The organism is Bradyrhizobium sp. ISRA436 (assembly GCF_029910015.1).
Taxonomy (GTDB): domain Bacteria; phylum Pseudomonadota; class Alphaproteobacteria; order Rhizobiales; family Xanthobacteraceae; genus Bradyrhizobium.
Genome location: NZ_CP094519.1, coordinates 4,582,027 through 4,602,612, shown reverse-complemented (window position 1 = coordinate 4,602,612; position 20,586 = coordinate 4,582,027). Strand labels below are relative to the sequence as shown.

The 20,586-nt window shown below is 60.9% G+C and carries 16 protein-coding genes and 1 pseudogene; 4 read left to right on the top strand and 13 right to left on the bottom strand.

Annotated features, from left to right (window positions below; genetic code table 11):
* Positions 1 to 17: 17 nt before the first annotated feature.
* Positions 18 to 1,022 (top strand): formate dehydrogenase subunit gamma, encoded by a 1,005-nt coding sequence (locus MTX23_RS21810; protein ID WP_280972247.1) that lies wholly within the window; start codon positions 18 to 20, stop codon positions 1,020 to 1,022.
* 37 nt (positions 1,023 to 1,059) lie between these two features.
* Here the strand turns inward: MTX23_RS21810 and MTX23_RS21805 are convergent, their stop codons facing one another.
* Complete coding sequence (locus tag MTX23_RS21805; RefSeq protein WP_280972246.1) at positions 1,060 to 1,182, bottom strand: hypothetical protein; 123 nt, start codon at positions 1,180 to 1,182, stop codon at positions 1,060 to 1,062.
* Positions 1,183 to 1,345: 163 nt separating this feature from the next.
* Between MTX23_RS21805 and MTX23_RS21800 the strand changes: the two genes are divergently transcribed.
* Both MTX23_RS21800 and MTX23_RS21795 read left to right on the top strand, forming a co-directional pair.
* Positions 1,346 to 2,698: an ABC transporter substrate-binding protein gene (locus MTX23_RS21800; RefSeq protein WP_280972245.1), complete on the top strand. Its 1,353-nt coding sequence runs from the start codon at positions 1,346 to 1,348 to the stop codon at positions 2,696 to 2,698.
* 455 nt (positions 2,699 to 3,153) lie between these two features.
* Positions 3,154 to 4,767, top strand: coding sequence for an L-lactate permease (locus MTX23_RS21795; protein ID WP_280972244.1), 1,614 nt, complete (start codon positions 3,154 to 3,156; stop codon positions 4,765 to 4,767).
* A 126-nt stretch (positions 4,768 to 4,893) separates the two neighbouring features.
* Here MTX23_RS21795 and MTX23_RS21790 read toward each other — a convergent pair whose 3' ends face one another.
* Positions 4,894 to 5,577 (bottom strand): metallophosphoesterase, encoded by a 684-nt coding sequence (locus tag MTX23_RS21790; RefSeq protein WP_348637500.1) that lies wholly within the window; start codon positions 5,575 to 5,577, stop codon positions 4,894 to 4,896.
* 326 nt (positions 5,578 to 5,903) lie between these two features.
* Positions 5,904 to 6,779 carry a hypothetical protein gene (locus MTX23_RS21785; RefSeq protein WP_280972243.1) on the bottom strand — a complete coding sequence of 292 codons (876 nt, stop codon included), beginning with the start codon at positions 6,777 to 6,779 and terminating at the stop codon, positions 5,904 to 5,906.
* Between the two features lie 230 nt (positions 6,780 to 7,009).
* On the opposite strand from MTX23_RS21785, the gene MTX23_RS21780 reads away from it, so the two are divergent.
* Positions 7,010 to 7,621 (top strand): hypothetical protein, encoded by a 612-nt coding sequence (locus tag MTX23_RS21780; protein ID WP_280972242.1) that lies wholly within the window; start codon positions 7,010 to 7,012, stop codon positions 7,619 to 7,621.
* A gap of 82 nt (positions 7,622 to 7,703) precedes the next feature.
* Here the strand turns inward: MTX23_RS21780 and MTX23_RS21775 are convergent.
* From MTX23_RS21775 to MTX23_RS21730, 10 genes and pseudogenes are all read right to left on the bottom strand, one after another.
* Positions 7,704 to 8,464: pseudogene (locus MTX23_RS21775) on the bottom strand (IS5 family transposase).
* Positions 8,465 to 8,552: 88 nt separating this feature from the next.
* Positions 8,553 to 10,139: a class I SAM-dependent methyltransferase gene (locus MTX23_RS21770; RefSeq protein ID WP_280972241.1), complete on the bottom strand. Its 1,587-nt coding sequence runs from the start codon at positions 10,137 to 10,139 to the stop codon at positions 8,553 to 8,555.
* A 4-nt stretch (positions 10,140 to 10,143) separates the two neighbouring features.
* The gene (gene tssH / locus MTX23_RS21765) at positions 10,144 to 12,783 is read right to left on the bottom strand and encodes a type VI secretion system ATPase TssH (protein WP_280972240.1); all 2,640 of its coding nucleotides are present in this window, start codon (positions 12,781 to 12,783) and stop codon (positions 10,144 to 10,146) included.
* Between the two features lie 97 nt (positions 12,784 to 12,880).
* Positions 12,881 to 13,945, bottom strand: a complete 1,065-nt coding sequence (tssG, locus tag MTX23_RS21760) for a type VI secretion system baseplate subunit TssG (protein WP_280972239.1) — start codon at positions 13,943 to 13,945, stop codon at positions 12,881 to 12,883.
* On the bottom strand, positions 13,909 to 15,876 hold the full coding sequence (tssF, locus tag MTX23_RS21755; RefSeq protein WP_280972238.1) for a type VI secretion system baseplate subunit TssF: 1,968 nt from the start codon (positions 15,874 to 15,876) through the stop codon (positions 13,909 to 13,911). Before tssF ends, tssG begins: the two co-directional genes overlap by 37 nt.
* Position 15,877: 1 nt before the next feature.
* A complete protein-coding gene (tssE, locus tag MTX23_RS21750; RefSeq protein ID WP_280972237.1) occupies positions 15,878 to 16,426 on the bottom strand; it encodes a type VI secretion system baseplate subunit TssE in 549 nt (182 codons plus the stop codon).
* 131 nt (positions 16,427 to 16,557) lie between these two features.
* Positions 16,558 to 17,043 carry a type VI secretion system tube protein Hcp gene (locus MTX23_RS21745; protein ID WP_280972236.1) on the bottom strand — a complete coding sequence of 162 codons (486 nt, stop codon included), beginning with the start codon at positions 17,041 to 17,043 and terminating at the stop codon, positions 16,558 to 16,560.
* A gap of 50 nt (positions 17,044 to 17,093) precedes the next feature.
* On the bottom strand, positions 17,094 to 18,596 hold the full coding sequence (gene tssC, locus MTX23_RS21740) for a type VI secretion system contractile sheath large subunit (RefSeq protein WP_280972235.1): 1,503 nt from the start codon (positions 18,594 to 18,596) through the stop codon (positions 17,094 to 17,096).
* Between the two features lie 17 nt (positions 18,597 to 18,613).
* Positions 18,614 to 19,141, bottom strand: a complete 528-nt coding sequence (gene tssB, locus MTX23_RS21735; protein WP_280972234.1) for a type VI secretion system contractile sheath small subunit — start codon at positions 19,139 to 19,141, stop codon at positions 18,614 to 18,616.
* A 123-nt stretch (positions 19,142 to 19,264) separates the two neighbouring features.
* A complete protein-coding gene (locus tag MTX23_RS21730; protein ID WP_280972233.1) occupies positions 19,265 to 20,578 on the bottom strand; it encodes a type VI secretion system ImpA family N-terminal domain-containing protein in 1,314 nt (437 codons plus the stop codon).
* Positions 20,579 to 20,586: the final 8 nt, after the last annotated feature.

Below are 20,586 nucleotides of genomic sequence, written 5' to 3'. Positions count from 1 at the left end.
AAAATCGGGAGGAACTTATGGCGTGTGTTGCACGATTTATTCGGCTCGCCATTGGCGCGGCTGCGCTGGTGCTGTTCGTCTCTGCAGCTTCACCGTCCGTTGCCCAGCAGGTTAACCCGACCGCCAGTTCGGTCAAGGAGCAACAGCTCTTGCAAGAACTGAACCGGATCCAGGGGCGGGTCAGCATTCCGGATGAAAAATCCGGAGTGCTCGAACAGCCGGCAGGCCGTGAATGGCGGGAGTTCCGGAACGTGGCGCTGCCATGGATTGGCGGCATCGCAATTCTCGGTATGCTGGCTGTGCTGATCATCTTCTATCTCACCCGCGGGATGGTGCGACTGGAGAGCGGTCGTTCCGGCCGAACCATCGTGCGCTTTACGTCATTCGAGCGTTTCGTGCATTGGATGACCGCGACTTGCTTCATCGTGCTGGCGATTTCCGGATTGAACATCACCTTTGGCCGTCCATTGCTGCTGCCGTTGATCGGCCACGAGGCGTTTTCCGAGTGGTCGCAGTGGGCGAAATACGCGCACAATTACCTGAGCTTCCCCTTCACGATCGGCGTCGTGTTGATCTTCCTGATGTGGATCTCTGGGAACATCCCGAACAGGGCGGACATTGATTGGCTCAAGCGCGGGGGCGGTATCGTTGGTCACGATCAGCCACCGGCCTATCGTTTCAATGCCGGACAGAAAGCGATCTATTGGATCGTGATAATCGGCGGAGCTCTGGTGGCAGCCACCGGATACAACCTGATGTTCCCCTTCTATCTCTCAGGTATCGAAGGGATGCAGCTCGCGCAGGTCGTCCACTCCATCGTCGCGATGCTCTTCATCGCGGTGATGCTGGCACATATCTATATCGGCACGATCGGCATGGAAGGTGCGTTCGAGGCGATGGGCAGCGGCACTGTCGATGTCAACTGGGCCAGGGAGCACCACAGCCTCTGGCTCGAACAGGAGAATGCGCGTACCGGCGCAGGCGGCGCGCGGCCTCAGCCCTCCGTCACTGCAGCGGAGTAGGTGGGACACGCAGCCCTAGCCGGTCAACGCGCACTCGCTAAAGTCGCACGCCCGTCGTCGCAAAGGCCTGTTCGACCGGCTCCTGCACTCGGCTAAGAGCCGCGGCGGCGACCGCCGCCACGACGATGGCGGCCGCGCAGGCGAGCAAGAAGGCTTTCATTGAAGTTCTCCCAAAGGGATCGGGATGCCGTGGGGAGTGTACACAAAACGGCTCGCCGCGAACAGCGTTTGACCGTTCGCTCGCTTCGCCGCAGCAAGCTCAGGATCGACGCGAGTACAGGATAATCTGACTCCCGGGGAGGCCAGGGTCTTATGCGGCTGGCGTGATTGATACAACTTTATTCCAAAGGATCAAAAGGGGACCAAACTGCGTTCATCTGAGCAGAACCTGTGTGGGGGCGCCCTCACAAGGGAGACGGAAGATGAGAGCAGCAATCGCGTTGGTGATGCCGTTGACAATTGCGCTCTTCACCACTCCGGCGGCGGCGCAACAGCCAAGCAGCAATGCCACGCTCACCGTCAAGATCGGCGTCCTCAGCGACATGTCCGGGCTCTACGCCGATATCGGCGGACCAGGATCGGTTGTTGCCGCGCAAATGGCGGTCGAGGATTTCAATCCTGGAAGTCATCACATGAAGGTCGAGATCGTTTCCGCCGATCATCAGAACAAGCCCGACATCGGATCAGCAATTGCTCGCAGGTGGTTCGACACTGAGCAGGTGAATGCGATTGCGGACGTACCCAACTCGGCGGTCGCGCTGGCAGTCAGCAATGTGACGCGGGAGAAGAACGGTGTGTTTCTCGTCTCGGGAGCAGCCGATTCCGATTTGACTGACAAGCAATGCTCGCCCAACACCGTGCACTGGACCTATGATACCTGGACGCTTGCACACGGAACCGGCGGCGCTATTGTGCGGCAGGGCGGCAAGACCTGGTTTTTCGTTACGGCCGATTACGCCTTCGGCCATGCCCTGGAGCGCGATACGGCGGCGGTCGTGGAAGCGGCCGGTGGCAAGGTACTCGGCGCTGTGCGCCATCCCCTGAACACGGCCGATTTCTCTTCCTATTTGCTGCAGGCGCAAGGCTCGAAGGCGCAAGTCATCGGGCTTGCCAATGCCGGCGGCGACACCATCAACTCGGTCAAGCAGGCGGCCGAGTTCGGGATCGTCCAGCGCGGACAGCGGCTCGCCGGACTTCTCGTCCTCCTGACCGACGTTCACGCCCTCGGCTTGCCGACTGCGCAGGGCCTGACGTTGACGACGGCATTCTATTGGGACCTCAACGATAAAACTCGTGCATTCGCCAAACGCTTCGCTGCTCGGAATGGCGGCAAATATCCGACCATGGTTCAGGCCGGGGTGTATTCCTCGGTGCTTCACTATCTCGAAGCCGTAGCCAAGACCGGTTCTGCGACCGACGGCGCGAAGGTCATCGAAGCCATGAAGGCGACCCGCTACGACGACCCGCTCTTTGGAAACACCGTGGTTCGGGAGGACGGGCGGGCCGTTCATGCCATGTACCTCGTCGAGGTCAAGAAGCCATCGGAGTCGAAGAGCCCTTATGATTACTTCAAGGTCCTCGCTACGATCCCGGCCGACCAGGCATTCCGCCCACTTGCCGAGGAGAAAGGCACATGCGGTCTGGTGAAGGCCGCGTCACAATCCGGTGCAAGGTAGGCGCAAGAGCCAGCCGACGCATCGTATGAGTGCTCTATTAAGGCCGCTTGCGTTCCTGACGTGAGCCCGACCGAGATCGGCAGTTAGAAGTGACATTTCTTGCTTACCGCGCGTGCGATTGACAGGAATGTCTCGCACAAACCGCCAAGGCGGAGAGACCGGCCGCCAGCTGCCCTGGATCAAAATCTCGACTGGGCAGGCTCGGTGCAAGGCCGCTCAAGGAGGCTTGGCGCTGGAACCAACTCGGAAGGCGCGCGTTGTGCAGTCGCGCTAGCGTTGGCCTCACAGCCGATTCCTGCGGAAATAAATGTGAGCGATTCGTTCAGTCGCCGGCGCAGAGAGTGCTTGCGACTGCCGGGCAGGCAGCTCTGTTCAGGCAGCGGGTGGAGTGAGCCACGTACGCCGTCAGGCCGTAAGGCGCGGTGCCCGTTGGGATCAATTGAGGAATCCCTTCGATGTTCTCGCAAATACTCAACCCCACGGGAAACCTCTTCGTGACCTGGATCGTGGCACTGATCCCGGTCATTCTCTTGCTGGTGTTGCTCGCCGTCTTTCGTGTGTCAGCATGGCTCGCCGTGTTGATCGGATCGATCGTAACGTTCTTTCTTGGCTTGTGGGTCTGGAAGATGCCACTTGGGAGCGGCGTGCTGGCCTATATCTATGGTTCGGCGACGGGCATCTGGAACGTCGACTGGATTACTTTCTGGGGCGTGATGCTGTTCAACACGCTCGTGGTGACCGGCACATTCGAGAAATTCCGCCGATGGCTGATTTCCCAAGGCACCGAGGACGTTCGCGTCCAGACCATGCTCTTCGCATGGGCGCTGGGCGCGCTGCTCGAGGGGCTCGTCGGCTTCGGCTACCCTTGGGCGTTTGTCGCGCCTATACTGATCACACTCGGAATACCCGACCTCGACGCCGTGCGCGTGGCCGCGATCGCGAATAATGCGCCGGTTTCCTACGGAGCGCTTGGCGCCCCAATCATCGCGCTTGCAGCTGTTACCGGCTACCCATTGACGGCGCTTTCGGCCTCAGTTGGCCATATCGTGGCTATTCTGGCCTTGTTGCCACCATGGCTTCTCATCTATCTCGTCGCCGGCAAGGATGGCTTCCGGGACGGTTGGCCGCTCGCAATCGTCGGCTCTTTGGGCTATATCGCGGGTCAATTTCCCGTCGCGGTCTATCTCGGACCCTACTTGCCCGATGTGACCGGAGCGATCGTCTGCTTCGTAGCGTTGCTCGTCTTGCTCAAGTTTTGGCGTCCCCGGCGTGTCCTTGGCTATGGCGGCACGGTCTTGGCGATCAGCGAGCTTCCGAAAAGCCAACGCGACTCCGAGCTTAGCGCGAGTGAAATCTTTCAAGCCTGGTTACCCATCATCGTGCTCGTGGTCGTCGTCGTGGCATGGACCGGTCCGTGGTCAAGGTTACCGACAATCAACTGGCTCCACGCCGCAGTGACCGCGCAGTCTTCGGTAACCCAGGGTGCCACTGTCTCTGCTGCATTCGATTTCAAACCCGCCGTCGGCGGGACCGCGATCCTGGTCTCCTGGATCGTTGTTGCGCTGCTCTTGCGCATCAACGGCCGGCAACTAGCAGAGATCTGGAGAACGAGCTGGCAGCAAATGTGGGGCGCTTGCCTGGTCGGCGTGTTCATTTTCGGACTTGCGTATGTCTACAACTATTCCGGGATGGCGGGCTCGCTTGCGAAGGCATTCTCCGAGATCGGAGTCGCGTTCATTATAGTGGCGCCAATTCTGGGCTGGATCGGTGTGGCGCTGTCCGGCAGCAATACCTCGACCAACGCAATGTTCGGCAAGTTCCAGGCACTGGTCGGTCAACTGCTGGGTTTCCCGCCGCTGATACTGCCAACTCTCAATTCAGTCGGGGCTGAGATCGGCAAACCAGTTGCACCGCAAACCGCTAGCGTCGGTGTCTCGACGACAAGGTTTGTCCGCGACGAAGGCGCAGTGATCCGCCATAACATGGGCTGGACTTTCGTGCTGCTTGTCTATCTCGTGCTCATTGGAGTGGCTTGTTATTTGTTCTTCCCAGGTATCGCGACTATTTGAGTGAAGGTTACCGATCTCGGCTAATCCGGCGGGCCTGGACGCGCTAGTGGCGCGTAGCTTCAATCGCCGACCATTGTGAACGTCGAGGACACTTGAAACGCTCCAGGCAATGTCCTGCACGCTGCTTTAGGGGAGGGCTTCCGACCGTTCATCGTTTGCGCAAGGCGCGAACATCCGAGGAAGGGGGTAAATTTCCAATGGTTCACCCTCGACGGTCTCGGCAATCGGAGCGTAGTGCAGGACCACAACAACGCGCTCTCGGTTGACCATACGCATGATGTTTTCCAGCCGCATAGCTTCGTTCATTGCTTCGGCGACGAACGTCTTGATCGCCGGTTCACCGAAAGAACTCAGCATTCGCGGGCCAAATCCGCCAGCAAAGCCCTTAACACCGAAAAGCGCCACCCGGTCCACTTCGGCAGCCTGGCCATCCAGCAGGTGCACGGCCCCATCGCACAGGATCCGCTTCACCTGATTCGCATGTCCAGACTCGCAGTCGTGGTTGCCCAAAACTCCAATCACCGGAACCGTGCATGCGCGTAGCTCGGCGATTAGAAGTGCGGCCTGCGTCGGCGTTCCGGTGTCGGTGAGATCTCCGCAAAGTACCAGCGCGCCGGCACGCTGGCGTCCCTTTGAGGCGACGCGTGTGAGCTGTTCGCGCGCCACATCGATCGCGTGCGCCCGTCTTCCGACGTGAGACGTCATTTCTGCTTGACTGTCATCCAGGCCATTGGAATGGCGGTCGGCGGGGCTTTGCTGAAATCTGGCTAATTGCCATTGTATAGCTGGAGCTAGCTCAAACTTGCGCATGATGGAGTGGAGCGAGTGCTCAAGTCTTTCGATTTGGCTAGGTGGTTGCGTGTACACGACGTGTGCACCAGGAGATCAAGAAAAATCTCATCACAGGAAATGTGAGAAAGTCTTCCGAGCGGGCGGGCTGCCCTGGGTGGGGCGTACGTGCACTGCAAAACGTCCGAGGGCAGCGGGTGCGGAGCACTGACGCGCGATCTCGTATGGAGAAAGCGTCACGCCCTAACTGCCGTTAGCCGCAGTCTCGGTGACAGTCGATGCCGGCACTTATCTTCGACGTCCTTCGTGCCGCTGGCCTTCTGAAATTTCGGAAATCGAGATCCACTTCAGCGCGCGCCCTTCGGCTTCGAACCGAACAGATCGTGCGTCCCGCTGATGCTCACCGTTCCCGAGCACTCGAACCCTCCGAAAATTCCGCAGGATGCGGTGACCGTGACGTGCAAATCCTTGCGCTGGTACATGTCGACCGAAATGCCCAGGCGCGAAAAGTCGTTCGCACTGTTCGGCAAGATCAGGTCGATGTGTTCGGCCGCCCAACGGGGTACATGCGGGTTGCTCTTCCAGAACAGTTCATTGCCGGCGTGGTGCGCGAAGTTCGGTCCGACCGTGAGTGCACCGTCCGCGCCCTCGAACACGAATCCCGTTTCGTCGATGTGAACGTTCACCCGATCGGGCGCTACTGCGAAATGCAGCGAGGTGATGTCCTGCGGCTGCGGGTCCTTGCCGAACTGCGAACTGTAGGCATCGCTCCACTGCCCGCGGTCGCGTCCAAGCCCGAAGCCGTGCCGGTCCGGGAGGTCCCGCGTTGAGAGTGGCCTGTCCGACAGCTTTGGACGCCAGATCTCGCGAAACCCCTTGCCGATCGTGGCGGCCATCGACAAATCGAGGGCCCAATGCGACTTCTCCAGGCTTTGCCCTTCGGCGAAGGCGTCGAATCCGTCTGTCGTCTTGGCAATGCGCAGCTTCCTGATCAGGTCTTCCCAGTCCTTCGGCAGGAAGGTGACGCCGTCGAGCGTGTTCGTCGCGGCAGCGACGCCGTACTTCTCGAGTTGGTGCCGGATGTAGGGCTTTTCGTCAAAGAGGCGCACATCCGGGTTGGGCCCTGCGAAGTACTGCGTCAGATCGATCTGCGGCCGAAACATGGTCAGCCGCGCCGCAATCTTCCGGTAGGTGTCGGTCGTGGTCGGGTTGGTGGTCGTCACGGGGCCGTCTCTGTGTCAAGGCTGATCTCCGATTGGTCTGGCGCGAACGGGCCGGGTTCAATGCCAGCCGGTGAATGATCCGGCCGGCCGCCCCTGGGTCATTTCCGCTGAAGGTCGAACTCCTGTCATGCCAGCCCAGCGGTCGTTTGAACCTCCCAACAAGAACCGCCGACCACCATCCGTGGGGCGGTGTCAACAGCGAGGACGATCCGATGTCACTGCGGAGCAGGGTGCTCGACGTGCTCAATGGCCCGGCGGTCGCGCGTATTCGCTTCCGGTTTCCCATCCGCGGGAGCCACGTGACGATTGCGCCACAAACGTTCCATCACGTCGCGCGCGCGATCCGGTTGGGACAGGTCAGCGTCAGAGTTCCGACGGATCTCGCGGCAGGCGTTGCAGCGCAATATAACGATGTCGCGCGAACCCGAGCGGACGGTACGACGGTCGCGGCGAATACGCTGGAGGTCGTGTCCGCGACGGGGCGGTTGGACGAGGCCTACATCGTCCATGAGAGTCTGCATGCGGCCTACGATCTGTTGCGCACCGGCCTTGACGCTAATGCGGAAGAGGCGTCCGCCTACGTCTGCACTGCGCTCTATTGCCGGATGACAGGCCTGCCGCGACCTCGTTGGGCCAACGGGCCGATCTATGCCAATGCCGCAGAGGTGGCCCGAACGCTGCTCTTGCAATATCAAAAGGGGGATCCCGGAATTCCTTGGGTCGGCGAGCATGAATGGCGGCTGTTGCGCGCCGGTGTGGGCTTTGATCCGGTCTATACCAGCGGACCCGCCGGCATTCTCACCGGATGGCTCCTCGGCCAGCAATACACCCACGATGGCTGAGTGGCGCGGGCCGCTCCCGCCCCCCATGAAGCGGCAGGAGCTTCCGGCTCCTTGCCGCCGCTTCCTGACCTAGGGTTCAGACTCAATTGATCCAATAGGCGACGATGGCGGCGAGGTGCACGGCAGCCAAGAAGTTTCTGGCAAGTTTGTCGTAGCGAGTTGCGACACGCCTGAAGTCCTTGAGGCGGCAGAAACAGCGCTCGATGACGTTGCGTCCCTTATAGGCGCGTTTGTTGAAGCTGTGGAGGATGACCCTGTTGGATTTGTTTGGAATGACGGGCTTGGCACCACGATCGACGATTTCGGCGCGAAAGCCGTCGCCGTCGTATCCTTTGTCGCCGATGAGGGCAGACATGGGTGGCGCGAGTTCCAAAAGGGCCGGCGCGGCGGCAATATCTGCGTCCTGGCCTGGAGTGAGATGAAATGCGCAAGGTCTGCAATCAGGGTCGCTCAGCGCGTGGATTTTCGTGGTCCGCCCGCCGCGCGAGGAGCCGATCGCCTGTTCATGCTCCCCCCTTTTCCGCCGCTCGCCGAGCGATGCGCTTTGATCGAGGTGGAATCGATGGACAAAGTCACGCCATCCTTTCCGCAGCGGGCGAGCGCTTCAAAGATCGCCTGCCAATGTCCGCGCTTGGCCCAGCGATTAAAGCGATTGTAGATCGTCGTGTAAGGACCATAGTCGGGCGGACAATCGCGCCAGCGTGCGCCGCACTGAAGCATGTGAATGATACCGCTGATAATGCGTCGATCGTCATCGCGCGCCGGGCCAGTCTGGTTCGTTGGCAGATGCGGCTTAATCTGAGCCCACTGCTTGTCGTTCAGCCAGAACAGCCCCTTGCGCACCTAACTCCCCCGTGCCGAATCAATCCAACGCGAGGGAATCAGAAATCGCTAATTAGGTACAGACCCTAGGTCGATGCCGTTGAGCGCGTCAAGCGACCAGCAAGCCCAGCTTGCCGACCATCGCGAGCGAGCGTTCAACACTCTCTCGCATTGACAGCAATAATGGCTCGGCAGGCTGCCCGGCAGTATCGGTCTGGTCTATCCGGATGGTTGGGCCGAATCTTTCGGTCATCTCGGCAATGATCTGGTTGATGGTCCGGACGCCGTCGAGCAACTGCAGGAAATCCCGGGTCCGACCGTCCTCCAACTGCACCGTTTGGTGGAGCAGGTTGGTGACCAACGGACCCATTTGCGCCTGTCTTCGCGCGAGCAGGCTCGCCTGCGGATGGTCGCTAGCTTCGTCCCGGAGAAAGGGAGGTGATACCAGGAAGGTGACTTCGCCGCTGCAAGCCAGGATGAACATCGCCTCCGTCAGCACCTGTTGGTCATCATCTGCCCGCCGGCCGCCTAGCAGTGTACGGGCGCCATCGAGCAATTCGCCAAAGGACAATGCACGTGGCCAGGTTCGGCCGAGACAGAGGTGCGCAGCCTTCAAGAGCGGCTTGGTCACTGTAACCCTGCTGCCGTCTTGCTGCTCAAATTCCATCGCGGAATTGTCGGTCACGCAGGCGTTGGGATCGACCGGGCTGGTGGTGCTCAGCAGGTAGAACCGGGTGACGAAATCGAGATCGATCTGGCGGCGAAGTGAAATGCTGTCGTGGCAAAGCAAGGTGCGCCGGAAGCCGTTACCGTCGATGAAATCCTGATACTGGTCGCGCGCCATGAACTCACTTTCCGGGAAGCGTTGCAGAGTCGTGCGGATCTCCTCGGAATATCCGGCGAGGTAGCGTCGTGAGAAATCAGCGTCGCTCAGATATTGCAGACCATGGCGGCCCGCGTGCTCGACGACCTCATGCAGCAAGAAGGCCTCGGCGCCATCGTCGAGATCGTCGTGAAACAGCAGCTCGTCCGGACACTTGAGCACTCGGTTGTACTGGTCGCGCATGACCGCACCGTGCACCGAGTTGGCTTTCGAGCCGTCGCTCAGGAACTTCAGGATTGCGCGAGCCTGTCCTACCTTCTCCTTCATGGTGGTGAGGCGGCGGGTGTGATACCGCATCATGTCGCGAACCATGTCGCGAAGATGCGAGAACGGATGCGCGTTGTAGCTGACGTAGCAGACCCCGTGCGGCGCAAGGTTCTGCTTGAAGATCGTCATCATTTTCTTGCGCACCGCCGGCGGTACCCATGAATACACGCCGTGTGCGATGATGTAGTCGAACTGTCCGAAACTGGCGTCGACATTCATGATGTCGCAATGCAGGAGTTTGATGTTGCTCAGGCTCAGCGTGGCGATGTTTCGCCGGCCGCGCTCGATCGTCATGCCACTCAGGTCGACGCCGATGAATTCGCTGTCCGGATATTGAAAAGCCATCGGCAACAAGTTGCCGCCAACGCCACAGCCGAGCTCCAGCACACGGCAGTGCGCGACCGGAGCCGGCTGCATGCCGTAAACGGCGGCAATGGTTGCGAGGTGGTTCGGGTGGGTAAGGCCGTAGACGTGGCCGGGATAGTAGACCTCATCGTACGGCGTGAGACCGATCGCCGGGGAGCGATGCTCGGTTTGAATGTTCATCGCCTCAGTTCCAGGAATATGCGAACTTGTCGTTCTCGATGGAAACTTGCGCCCGCTTTACGTCCTCCTTGGCAAGCGATTTGCTGAGGAATTCGCGCGACAGTTCCGGCAGCAACGTGTTGGTGATGATGTTGTCGATCATGCGACCGCCGGAATCCGGATCGTTGCAGCGTGACACAATGTGCTCGACGACCGCGTCGTCGTAGCTGAAGGCCGCGTTGTGATTGTCACGGAGACGCCGTCCGATCCGGTCGAGCTGCAACCGAACGATCCCGGCGAGCATCTCGTCCGACAGCGGGAAGTACGGAATCGAGACGATGCGTCCGAGGAGCGCGGCCGGAAACACCTTCAGCAACTCCGGTCTCAGCATCCTGGCGAGCTCTTCCGGTTCGTTACGATACTTCGGATCGCGCGATAGGCCCATGATCAGATCAGTGCCGACGTTGGTGGTCAAAATGATCAAGGTGTTCTTGAAGTCGATCCGCCGTCCATTGCCGTCCTCCATGATTCCCTTGTCGAACACCTGGAAGAATATCTCGTGGACGTCGGGATGGGCCTTCTCCACCTCGTCGAGCAGGATGACGCTGTAGGGTCTGCGCCGGACGGCCTCGGTGAGACGACCGCCTTCGCCATAGCCGACATAGCCGGGAGGTGCACCCTTCAAGCTAGAAACGGTGTGCGCCTCCTGGAATTCCGACATGTTGATCGTGATCATGTTCTGCTCGCCGCCATAGAGGGTCTCTGCAAGTGCCAGGGCGGTTTCGGTTTTGCCAACCCCGGATGGTCCGGCCAGCATGAACACGCCGATCGGCTTTGACGGGTTGTCCAGCTTGGCGCGGCTGGTCTCAATTCGCTTGGCTATCATCGTCAGTCCATGGGACTGGCCGACGACGCGGCGGTTGAGAATCTCCGGCAGCTTCAGCACTGTTTCGATCTCGTCCCGCATCATCCGGCCGACCGGGATGCCGGTCCAGTCAGACACGACGGACGCCACCGACTGCTGGTCCACATGGGCATAGACCATCCGCTTTTCCGGATTGATACGCTCCAGCGTCTCGAACTTGCCGCGCAGTTCCGCACGCTTCGCAGCCGGATCCTCGCCTTCCTCCGGCTTGGACAGCAGCTGACGAAGGCTGCGGATGTCCTTGACCAGCTGCTGCTCAGCGGCCCAATCGGCCTCTAGGCTCGCCAGCTTATCCTTCAGTGCTGCTATGTCGCTGTCGATCGCGGCAATGCGCTCGCTGTCCTCGATCCCCAGATCGCCGTCGCTGACGAGGGCCAACCTCTCCGCCTCGCGAGCGGTGATCGTAACGCGAGTGTCCTCGATCAGGGCCGGCGTCGCGCTCTGGCTGATGGCCACGCGTGCCGAGGCGGTGTCAAGCAGGCTGACTGCCTTGTCCGGCAACTGTCGTGAAGGAATGTAGCGGTGCGAAAGATTGACTGCTGCGATGATTGCAGCATCCGAGATGCGAACACCATGGTGCTTTTCCATCGGACCGAGAAGTCCGCGCAGCATGATGCAGCAAGTCTCCACATCAGGTTCATCGATCTGGATCGGTTGGAAGCGTCGCGTGAGCGCGGGGTCCTTCTCGATATGCTGGCGATATTCGGCCCATGTGGTGGCGGCGATCGTACGCAGCGTGCCACGGGCGAGGGCGGGTTTCAGGAGATTGGCCGCGTCTCCGGTGCCGGCCGCGCCGCCGGCGCCGATCAGTGTATGGGCTTCGTCGATGAACAGGATGGTGGGAGTGGGTGAGCTCTGGACCTCATCGATCACCGAGCGCAAGCGCTGTTCGAACTCGCCCTTCATGGAGGCGCCGGCCTGCATCAGGCCGATGTCAAGCGCGCAGAGCCTTACATTGCGCAGCGGCGGCGGCACATCGCCGGCAGCGATACGCTGGGCGAAGCCTTCGACCACGGCGGTCTTGCCGACGCCGGCCTCACCGGTGAGGATTGGATTGTTCTGCCGCCGGCGCATCAATACGTCGATCAGTTGGCGGATTTCCTCGTCCCGGCCGAGGATCGGATCCATCTGGCCCGACATAGCCTTGGCCGTGAGATCCTGGGAGAACCGGTCGAGCGGTGTCGTCCCCCTGGGACCGGCCTGATCCGCACCCTCCGTGCCGGCACCGACCAATCCCGAGCCGTCCATCGGCCTCATGGTCTCTTCGTCGGAGCCGGCCCAGACGGCGCGGCGCTCGGTGGTCAGCGCGTCGACGTTGACCTTGGAGAATTCCTGCGAGAGGTTGTTCAGCGTACGGTGGATATCGTTCGATTTCAGTCCTGCCACCAGCAGATGACCGGTGCGGATTTGGGTCTCGCCGAAGAAGAGCGTGGCATAGTGCCAGCCGCGATCGAGGAGATCGATGACCGAATTGGCGACACCCGGCATGTCGGTTTCGTTCTTGCGAAAGCCACTGATGACACCGGCGAGGTCCGACAGCAATCGTGACCGGTCGAGCTTATAATGATCCACCGAAAGGCTGAGGTCGTTGCGTTCCTGCTGCAGGATATGAAACAGCCAGTGCGCGAGCTCGACGTTGCGGTTACCGGCGCTCTTGGCGTGGCGCAGCGCCTGGATGAAGGCATCGTAGCCGGCCCGGTTCAGTTTGCCCGTCACGGCTTCAAGGCTTATGTCGGTCACTGCGGCACCTCCTGCTCAATTCCTCCGGGGATGCCGGGGGTTTGGCGGAAATTGCTTCGAATCCCATGGAGTTAGGCGATCGGCGTGGCAGATAGGTTCAAATCGTGGCGGCATCGTCTGCGGCGCTCCGACGGGCCCTCAAGCGTTCGCCGAGCGGAAAGCGCGCATCGCGGCGATATTCGTCCGTTGCGGTCCAGTTGGGCGACACCCAGGTGCTCCATCCAAGTCGTCCGCTCTGTCCGAGCCTGACCGGCACGACCTCACCCGCTGGAATGGCGAGCTCCACCTCCCATTCCAGCTCGTCGCCGATATAGAAGAACACGGCATCCGCCAGCGGCTCCGACAAATTGGGCGTTTCGGTCGGCAGGAACTTCTCGTACTGGGTAAAATTCTTGACGAAGACTCGAACCCTGATCTTGTCCTCGACGCTGAACACGCGAGAGCCCAGAAGAGCGTCCCGGCCGAGCCTGACATGCGCCCCGCCGAGCCGGCTGCAGTGACTCGGATCGAACGAGAGCCAGGTTCCGACAAATTCGTCGATCTCGACCTTGACATCGAACAGCCCCTGCAGGAATCGCGTCAACCGCGACGCACACTTCGCCCTGGGTGCGACCAGCCCGGCGAAGCTGAGCTTCGCCATGTCGGGTACGGTGTCTCGATTGGCGAAAACGTCGGAGCCCAAGCCGGCGAAAGAGCCGACATAGGCGATGAAGCGATCCTCGGCCGGCCGGTCATGCTGGGCGATCGGCCGCGCATCGGCCCAGGCGCGAAAGAATAGCTGCAGGAAGCGTCCGTTGAGGAGGTCGAGAAAGCGCGGGAAGGCGTCATCCCGCATCAGCCACCAGCCGAGACTTTCATCAGTGGTGGCAAGCGGCAACGCGCCCTGCGGCCCCAGGAGACCGAGAAATTTGACGAGTATCCTGAGGCGGCCGTTCTGATCGTCGACCGCCGCAAGGTTGGAGGCGGGGTACTCCAGATAAGGCACCTGGCCGAGGTCGATATACTCCTCGCGGCGCGCGGCACTATCACCGATCCGCGGCCGATCCGGGTTGGCCCGCTCGAACTGGCGTAGCGTATGGAAGTAATCGAACCGCCAGGGTTCGGCCTTCATCTGGTCAATCAGCGTCACAGCGGCCTCCGCGTGCCCATGCGCGGCGGCCAATGCATGATCTCGCCGCGTTCCGGCGTCGAGATGACCGTCTGGGTGAATGTGTTGAAGCCGGAATAGTCGGCGAAGAAGCGTTCCAGCACCGCGCCGAGCAAGAACACGCCGCTGCCTTCGAATGCTTTCTCGTCAAGGGTGACGGTGATCTCCAGGCCCCGCGCTGCGCCGCTGCCAGTGCGCTCGCGCACCCGCCGCACGACGGGCCGGCTTTCTATGCTGCGCACGCCGCGGATCTTGCGTTCCGTGGCATCGTCGAACTGGTCGGCGAACAAGGACAGCATCTCGCGCAGCGCTCCGGCGTTCTTGCCGCCACCGCGCTCGACGAGGCCAAGATAGTTCAGGCTCAGCATGTTGATCAGCCACCAGCTGACAATTCCGCTGTTGGCGATCTTGCTGCGGCTGCGCAGCTGAGCCACCACCGGCTCGCGCGGTCGGGTGGGACCAGCGACGCACATCAGATCAAGGGAGGTATCGTCCAGCAAGCGGAAATCGGCGCCGCCCTGGCCGACCGGCAGGTGCTCGGTGAGATGGCGGTTGGAGCACAGAGCCCGGACGCTGAGTTCGGCGACGGAGGCTTCGCCGCTCAGTTCACCGGGCTCGAGCAGTGACAGGAACATATCCGTCCCGGTGTAGTCGGAGGACGCGCCGTACGTCTTCTCTTCCACCGTGCGGCGCCGGGGCAACCGGCGGACAGTGAAATAAAGCCCCTCGACCGATCCGCTGGTCTGGTCGACGGCAGCCGAATACAGCGGGCGCACTGGCCGCTTGTCCCTCTCTGCCGGAAAATGCGCGTAGACTTCGAGCACCTGGTGCGGCTCGTACTCGAGATAGCGGCTGCGATCGGGCACCACATGGTACTCATGGGTGTTCGACTTGACCGGGATGCGATCGCTCGTCTTCTCGAACAGGTTGATCGCCGGCGCGGTGTAGAGCTTGAAGGTATCGGGACGTACCGAGGCGGCAAGCCGCGAATTGTGTTCATCGAAGGCGAAGACGATATCGATCGATTTGCTGCGCAGCCGTGGCATTATGCCGCGAAGTCCCGTCAGGTTGATGCCGAGGAACTTGCGTGGAAACATGAAATATTCCCGCAGCAACTCCGAGCCGCGAAAGATCCGGTTGTCGTTGGGAAACAGAGACTCGCTCTCGTCGAAGCCAACTTGCTGCACGCAGTCATGTGGCGCACGAGTCACCACCGGATCGCCGAAGTCGTCGAGATGGCGGAAATAGACGCCCCTGCAATTCGAGATCAATTGCTCGTAGAGCGCGATGGCGTCGGATTCTGCGCCGGACAGGTAGATCGGGAAATCGCTCACGCGGCAGCCTGCAAACCAGGTTTCCGGCTTGGCCCGGGCCTCTGCGTCCGGCAATTCCTCATCAAGCCGGGCCGCAGTGCGATGCGTCAACGACAACCTCAGCCCGGCGATGACGTCGCCGCCGACCGGAATCCCAAGCGCCTGCAGCGCGCCTGCCGTCGAGAAGTACTCGGCGCCGGTGACGTCAAACGGCCAGAGCACGATCTCGCGGCAAAGTCGAAATCGGCAGGAAAGACTTCGTTCTCGCTCGCGGTAGGTGGCATCGAAATAGGCGCCGCGCGCGATCTTCTTGCCGTCGCGCAGCGCCGGGTCGGCATAGGGAGGCCGTGCCGTGACCAGCATGGCCGACGGGGTGGGGGCAAGGTAGTTTGGAACCAGTTGCTCAAGCAGGTTTGCAGTGAATTCCGGGAATTCGTGCTTGAGCTTGAGCTGAACGCGGGCGGCGAGAAACGCGGCGCCTTCCAGCAGCCCCGCGATCATCGGATCTGAGCGATCCCGGATCAGGCCGCCGAGGCGCTCCGCAATGCCGGGATATTCTTCAGCGAAATCTCCTGCCTGCTCGTACAGCAGTGACAGTTCACGATTGTAGAAATCTAGGAATTCGCGATTCATGTTAAAGTCGATTAATCTGGATGTCGCCGCTGTCGAGGTCGACGTCGGCGACGAATTCCACGGGGACATTGAGCGGCTCGACCTTCAGGTCGGCGTGAACGACGAAGCGCAACTTGAGCTGCTCGGGGCCGACCGAGCCGTCGCGGCGGACCCGGATCGTCTTGCGATCGAGCCTTGGTTCATAAGTCGTCAGTGTCACGCGCAGCGCGTCCGTGAGTTCGTCGTCCGTGACCTCGTCGATCGAACGGTGGGCAATATCGGGGAAGCCGTAGTTCAGAATCGATGTTCGCACGCAATCCCGGACGCTCAGGTTCAGGGTCGATTCCAGAGCGATGGTATTGAGGAGCATTTCAAGGTCATGGGAAACCTCGCGCCGGAGCAACGTTTCCGAGATAGGAAAACGGCCCGCGCTGCGCCGCCCGGCAATGACGCGCTCGCCGGACTCATCGCGCAGATTGAGCTTCTTGCGTGCATCGCGCGCTTCATGAGCCGAGCGAAAGGCCTGCATCAATGGGGGACAGAGCCGATCTCTCTTTGGCGTAATGGTCATTCATGTCCCCATGACGCCCGACCCGCATGCAATTTGGTGGGGCGCCAGTTGGTCTTCGACGTGACGTCGCCAATCGCACCGCTTGGCGCCGGCTCCCGCTATTCGCAACCGGCGCCAGACGAGGCCTACAATCAGGCCCATTCCTTGTTGGCTGGAACGTCCCAGCCAAACGTCGGCGAAGCTCCGGCGCCGCCTTTGTCCGTCTGGGTCTTGTAGGTCATCTTGACCTTCGCGAAGTTCAGACTCACGTTTTCGGTAAGGCGCTCTTCGCCGTGCGAGCCGCCCGTCGATACGCTGCTGACCAGAACGTGCTTCATCTCGATCTTGAGATATTCCAGCGGATGTTCCCCGGCCTTGCGGACAGTTAGGATGGCGCTATCGATGTGCTTGCCGTTCGCGCAGACCTTGAACAGTTCCGGCGTGGCCTTGTCAACGAAGTGCGTGAAGTGGAGATCCTGGACGCTGACCTTGCCGGCGCCGCCGCCGGAGCCGCTGTGGAAGGTGCCGGTCTGGCTCTCGCCGAACGACCAGCTCAGAACGTCGATTTCGTCCTTGTGCTTGTCGTCCAGCGACTCGCCCTTGATCGGATCGAGCTTTAAGAAGATATCGACAGCCATAATATAGTCCTCTCAAAATTCTGCATGTTTACGGTTGCGATGTTGTGGCGTCAGGAGCTGGGGCCCGGCAGGCGTGAAACCAGGCTGAGGCCGACGTCCATCGCCTCCAATTGAAAGTGTGGGCGAAGAAAGAAGCGCGCGTTGTAATATCCCGGGTTCTCCTCGTTTGCTATGACCTCAACCTTCGCAGCGGCCAGCGGCTTGCGCGCTTTCTGAGCTTCTGACGACAGGGCTGGGTTGGCGTCAACGTACTCGTTGATCCAGGTCTGCAGCCAGACCGTCAGCTCATCCTTCTCCTTCATGGATCCGATCTTGTCGCGAACCATGCACTTCAGATAATGCGCAAAGCGAGACACTGCGAACATGTAGGGCAGACGTGACGACAGGTTGTCGGACGCGGTTGCATCAACGCCCTTCTCACCGAAATATTTCTTCGGCTTGTAGAGCGACTGGGCACCGATGAAGGCGGCTTTGTCGGTGTTTTTGCGATGGATCAGCGGGATGAGGCCCGCCTTAGCAAGTTCGTGCTCGCGGCGATCGCTGATGGCGATCTCGGTCGGGCATTTCAGGTCGACGCCACCGTCGTCGGTCGGGAATGTATGCGTCGGCAGGTTGATGACCTCGCCGCCGGACTGCACGCCGCGGATGCGCGTGCACCAGCCGAACTCCTTGAAGGCGCGGTTGATGTTGACCGCCATCGCATAGGCGGCGTTGATCCAACCGTATTTGTCGCCGGTGTGCCCGTCCGTCTCCTCCTCGAAGGCGAACTCCTCCACGGGCTCCGATTTCGCTCCGTAGGGGAGGCGTCCCAGCGCACGCGGCATGCACAGGCCGAGATAGCGCGAGTCGTCCTGATCGCGCAGTCCCTTCCACGCGGCATATTCCGGCGTGTCGAACACCTTGCCAATGTCGCGGGGGTTGGACAGTTCGGTCCACGAATCCATTCCCATCAGCGTCGGCTCGGCGCCGCTGAAGAAGGGTGCGTGCGCGGCGCCGGCGATCTTGCTGAGATCGCGAAGCAACTGTACGTCGGTGGGGAGGTGACTGAAATAGTAGTCGCCGATCAGGCAGCCGAACGGCTCGCCGCCCAATTGGCCGAACTCGTACTCGTAGACCTGCTTGAACAGCGGACTCTGATCCCAGCGCGCATCGGGGTAGAGCCGCAGATTGCGATACAGCTCGTTCTTGGAGACGTTCATCACCCGGATCTTGAGGTTGGCGTCGGTTTCCGAATTGAAAACGAGGTAGTGGAGGCCGCGCCAGGCACTTTCGATCGCCTGGAACTCGGGTGCGTGAAGGATCTCGTTCATCTGCGCGGTCAGCTTCTGGTCGATCCGCGCAATCATCTCCTCGATGGTATCGAGCACATCCGACTTGATGACGCTTGAGTCCTTCAACGCTTCTTGGACGAGCGTGGACACTGCGTTCTCGACTTCGGTCGCTGCTCGTTCGGTGCGCGGCTTGAAGCTTTGCTTCAGCAGGGTAGCGAACTCCTCCGCATCGACGGTCCCGACCTGGGTGGTGATTTCTTGATGAGCAGCTTCGTTTGCCATGGTCCCCATTCCTTCCCTTAGCTCTGAACGTCGGGTTCGGTAGACTGGCTGGTCGCGCGCTCGCGCAGCGCGGCCATCAGTTGAGGATCGGCGAGAAGTTTCTTCAGCTGGTCCTCGGCGGCCACCTTGCCATCCATGTAGCGCAGCAGGTTGGCGAGCTGTTCGCGCGCCTCGAGCAGCTTGGCCGTAGCCGGCACCTGGCGGGCGACCGCCACCGGCGTGAAGTCGGCCATCTTGTTGAAGCGCAGGTTGACGGAGAGTTTCTCGTCGGACCCTTCGCTGAGACGATTGGCGACGCGCGCCGTCACGCCGGGCTGGATTGCCGCCATGCGGTTGTCGAAATTATCCATGTCGAACTCGAGGAACTTGCGTTCCTCGACCTTCGTCTTCTCGATGCCGGGGTTGTTGCCGGAAAGGTCCGAGAGGACGCCCATGACGAACGGCAGTTCGATCAGCCGCTCGGCGTCGTATGGATCTTCGTATGTGATGTGCACGCGCGGTGCACGATTCCGCCGAATGAATTTCTGACCGCTGTCCGTAGCCATGGTTCCCTCTCCACGAAATCGCTTTGGAAGCCGATTTGCGCGACGCAGGTTGACAAGGCGCCTCAGCTCACGGTCGGCAAAGCTTCCTCACGTCCAGTTAGTCCGCTCGAGCGAAAGGCGGGTTCAATGCGATTTGTCGATTGTCTTCAGCGCGCCCTCGGGCAGGACGTCATTCAATAGGCTGAGGAAGTCTCGTTGTGCGAGATCGCGCGCGCGATCAACCAAAAACGGAATCGGGCTGGACGGCTCCGCGGCTCGGAAGAACGACGCTACCTTCGCCAGCAGGCCTAAGGCTTGAGCTCTATTTTCTATCGAAAAAACAATATCTTGAACGTCGCCTTCGGTCGTCGATGACGGCGAGGCGGCAAGCTCCGCCATCCGTTCGATCGGCAGGTCGAAGACTTTGTCGCGCCCGATGTTGATCACAGCGCTCTCCACGTGGGAGGGCACCAGCATCCGCATCACTTCGATGAACGATTTGCCGACCATCTCCTGCGCCTGACGCACCAGCAACAGCGCCGGGTTGGATGGTTCCATTCGGGCAAAGTAGTCGGCCGCCGCGGCCAGCGCTGCGGAGGCCTGCGCCGATGAGGTTAGCGCCCCGGTCATGTCCGGCGGCACTTGCGCGTCGACGGGAACGGCGTCTTCAACAGGTGCGGCAATCGCGGCCGGATCACGCGCCGTGACGAGACCCGCAAGCCAGGCAGCCATGCCGTTAACCAACCCGGAGAGCCTGTCGAGGCTGATGGGTTGCCTCGAATTCAACTTTTCGTGCCAGATCGCTTTGATGTCTGCGATCTCCGCGGCGACCGCGGCGCACCGCACACTGGCGGCCTTGAGAGTGTCGAGGTCCGTCTCGCTGACGATGCGCTCGATGGTCGCCAGATCTGGCCCGTCGACGTCGGCGTCGCCAGCGGGAATTTCGCCCTTGGCGACCTGATAGGCGCGATAGTTGAGGCTGCCGTGCCTGCGGTTCTCGATCAGGGGAAGGAATTGGAGCGGGTTGATCACGGTCGGAAACACGTCGATCGCTTCGACCGTGACGGCGCGAAGCGCATAGTCGCCGTCCTCGCCCCTCGGATGCACCGCTTCCCACTGCTCGCGCAGCAGCAAGTTGGTCGCCTTCAGGCAGCTGAGAAAGCCGTCGAGATCGCGGTTGAGGATGGAAAACTTGGCCAGCAACATGTTCAGGCGCAGATCGCGGGTGCGCGCCAGAAGGGGCTGCGCGGCGGCAAACTGGCCGGCAAAGTCGACCGCCTTCGGATCGAAGCGGCCGCGCTCTCCGTTGGCGTTGACGACCTCGAAGAACGACATCGGCAGCAGGGATTCCGCACCTGCGAAGAAGTTGAGATACTGGACGTCTCCGACGGCATCGAGATCCGGCCCGCAGGGATCGTCGGCGGCTACGGGCTGCGTCAGGGAGGCGACATCAAGCATGCGAGGAT

Coding starts and splice junctions, on each gene's coding strand:
- tssB (WP_280972234.1), bottom strand. CDS start 19,141: ATGGCTACGGACAGCGGTCAGAAATTCATTCGGCGGAATCGTGCACCG.
- MTX23_RS21730 (WP_280972233.1), bottom strand. CDS start 20,578: ATGCTTGATGTCGCCTCCCTGACGCAGCCCGTAGCCGCCGACGATCCC.
- tssF (WP_280972238.1), bottom strand. CDS start 15,876: ATGAATCGCGAATTCCTAGATTTCTACAATCGTGAACTGTCACTGCTG.
- MTX23_RS21805 (WP_280972246.1), bottom strand. CDS start 1,182: ATGAAAGCCTTCTTGCTCGCCTGCGCGGCCGCCATCGTCGTGGCGGCG.
- MTX23_RS21770 (WP_280972241.1), bottom strand. CDS start 10,139: ATGAACATTCAAACCGAGCATCGCTCCCCGGCGATCGGTCTCACGCCG.
- MTX23_RS21795 (WP_280972244.1), top strand. CDS start 3,154: ATGTTCTCGCAAATACTCAACCCCACGGGAAACCTCTTCGTGACCTGG.
- tssC (WP_280972235.1), bottom strand. CDS start 18,596: ATGGCAAACGAAGCTGCTCATCAAGAAATCACCACCCAGGTCGGGACC.
- MTX23_RS21790 (WP_348637500.1), bottom strand. CDS start 5,577: ATGCGCAAGTTTGAGCTAGCTCCAGCTATACAATGGCAATTAGCCAGA.
- tssE (WP_280972237.1), bottom strand. CDS start 16,426: ATGACCATTACGCCAAAGAGAGATCGGCTCTGTCCCCCATTGATGCAG.
- MTX23_RS21810 (WP_280972247.1), top strand. CDS start 18: ATGGCGTGTGTTGCACGATTTATTCGGCTCGCCATTGGCGCGGCTGCG.
- MTX23_RS21745 (WP_280972236.1), bottom strand. CDS start 17,043: ATGGCTGTCGATATCTTCTTAAAGCTCGATCCGATCAAGGGCGAGTCG.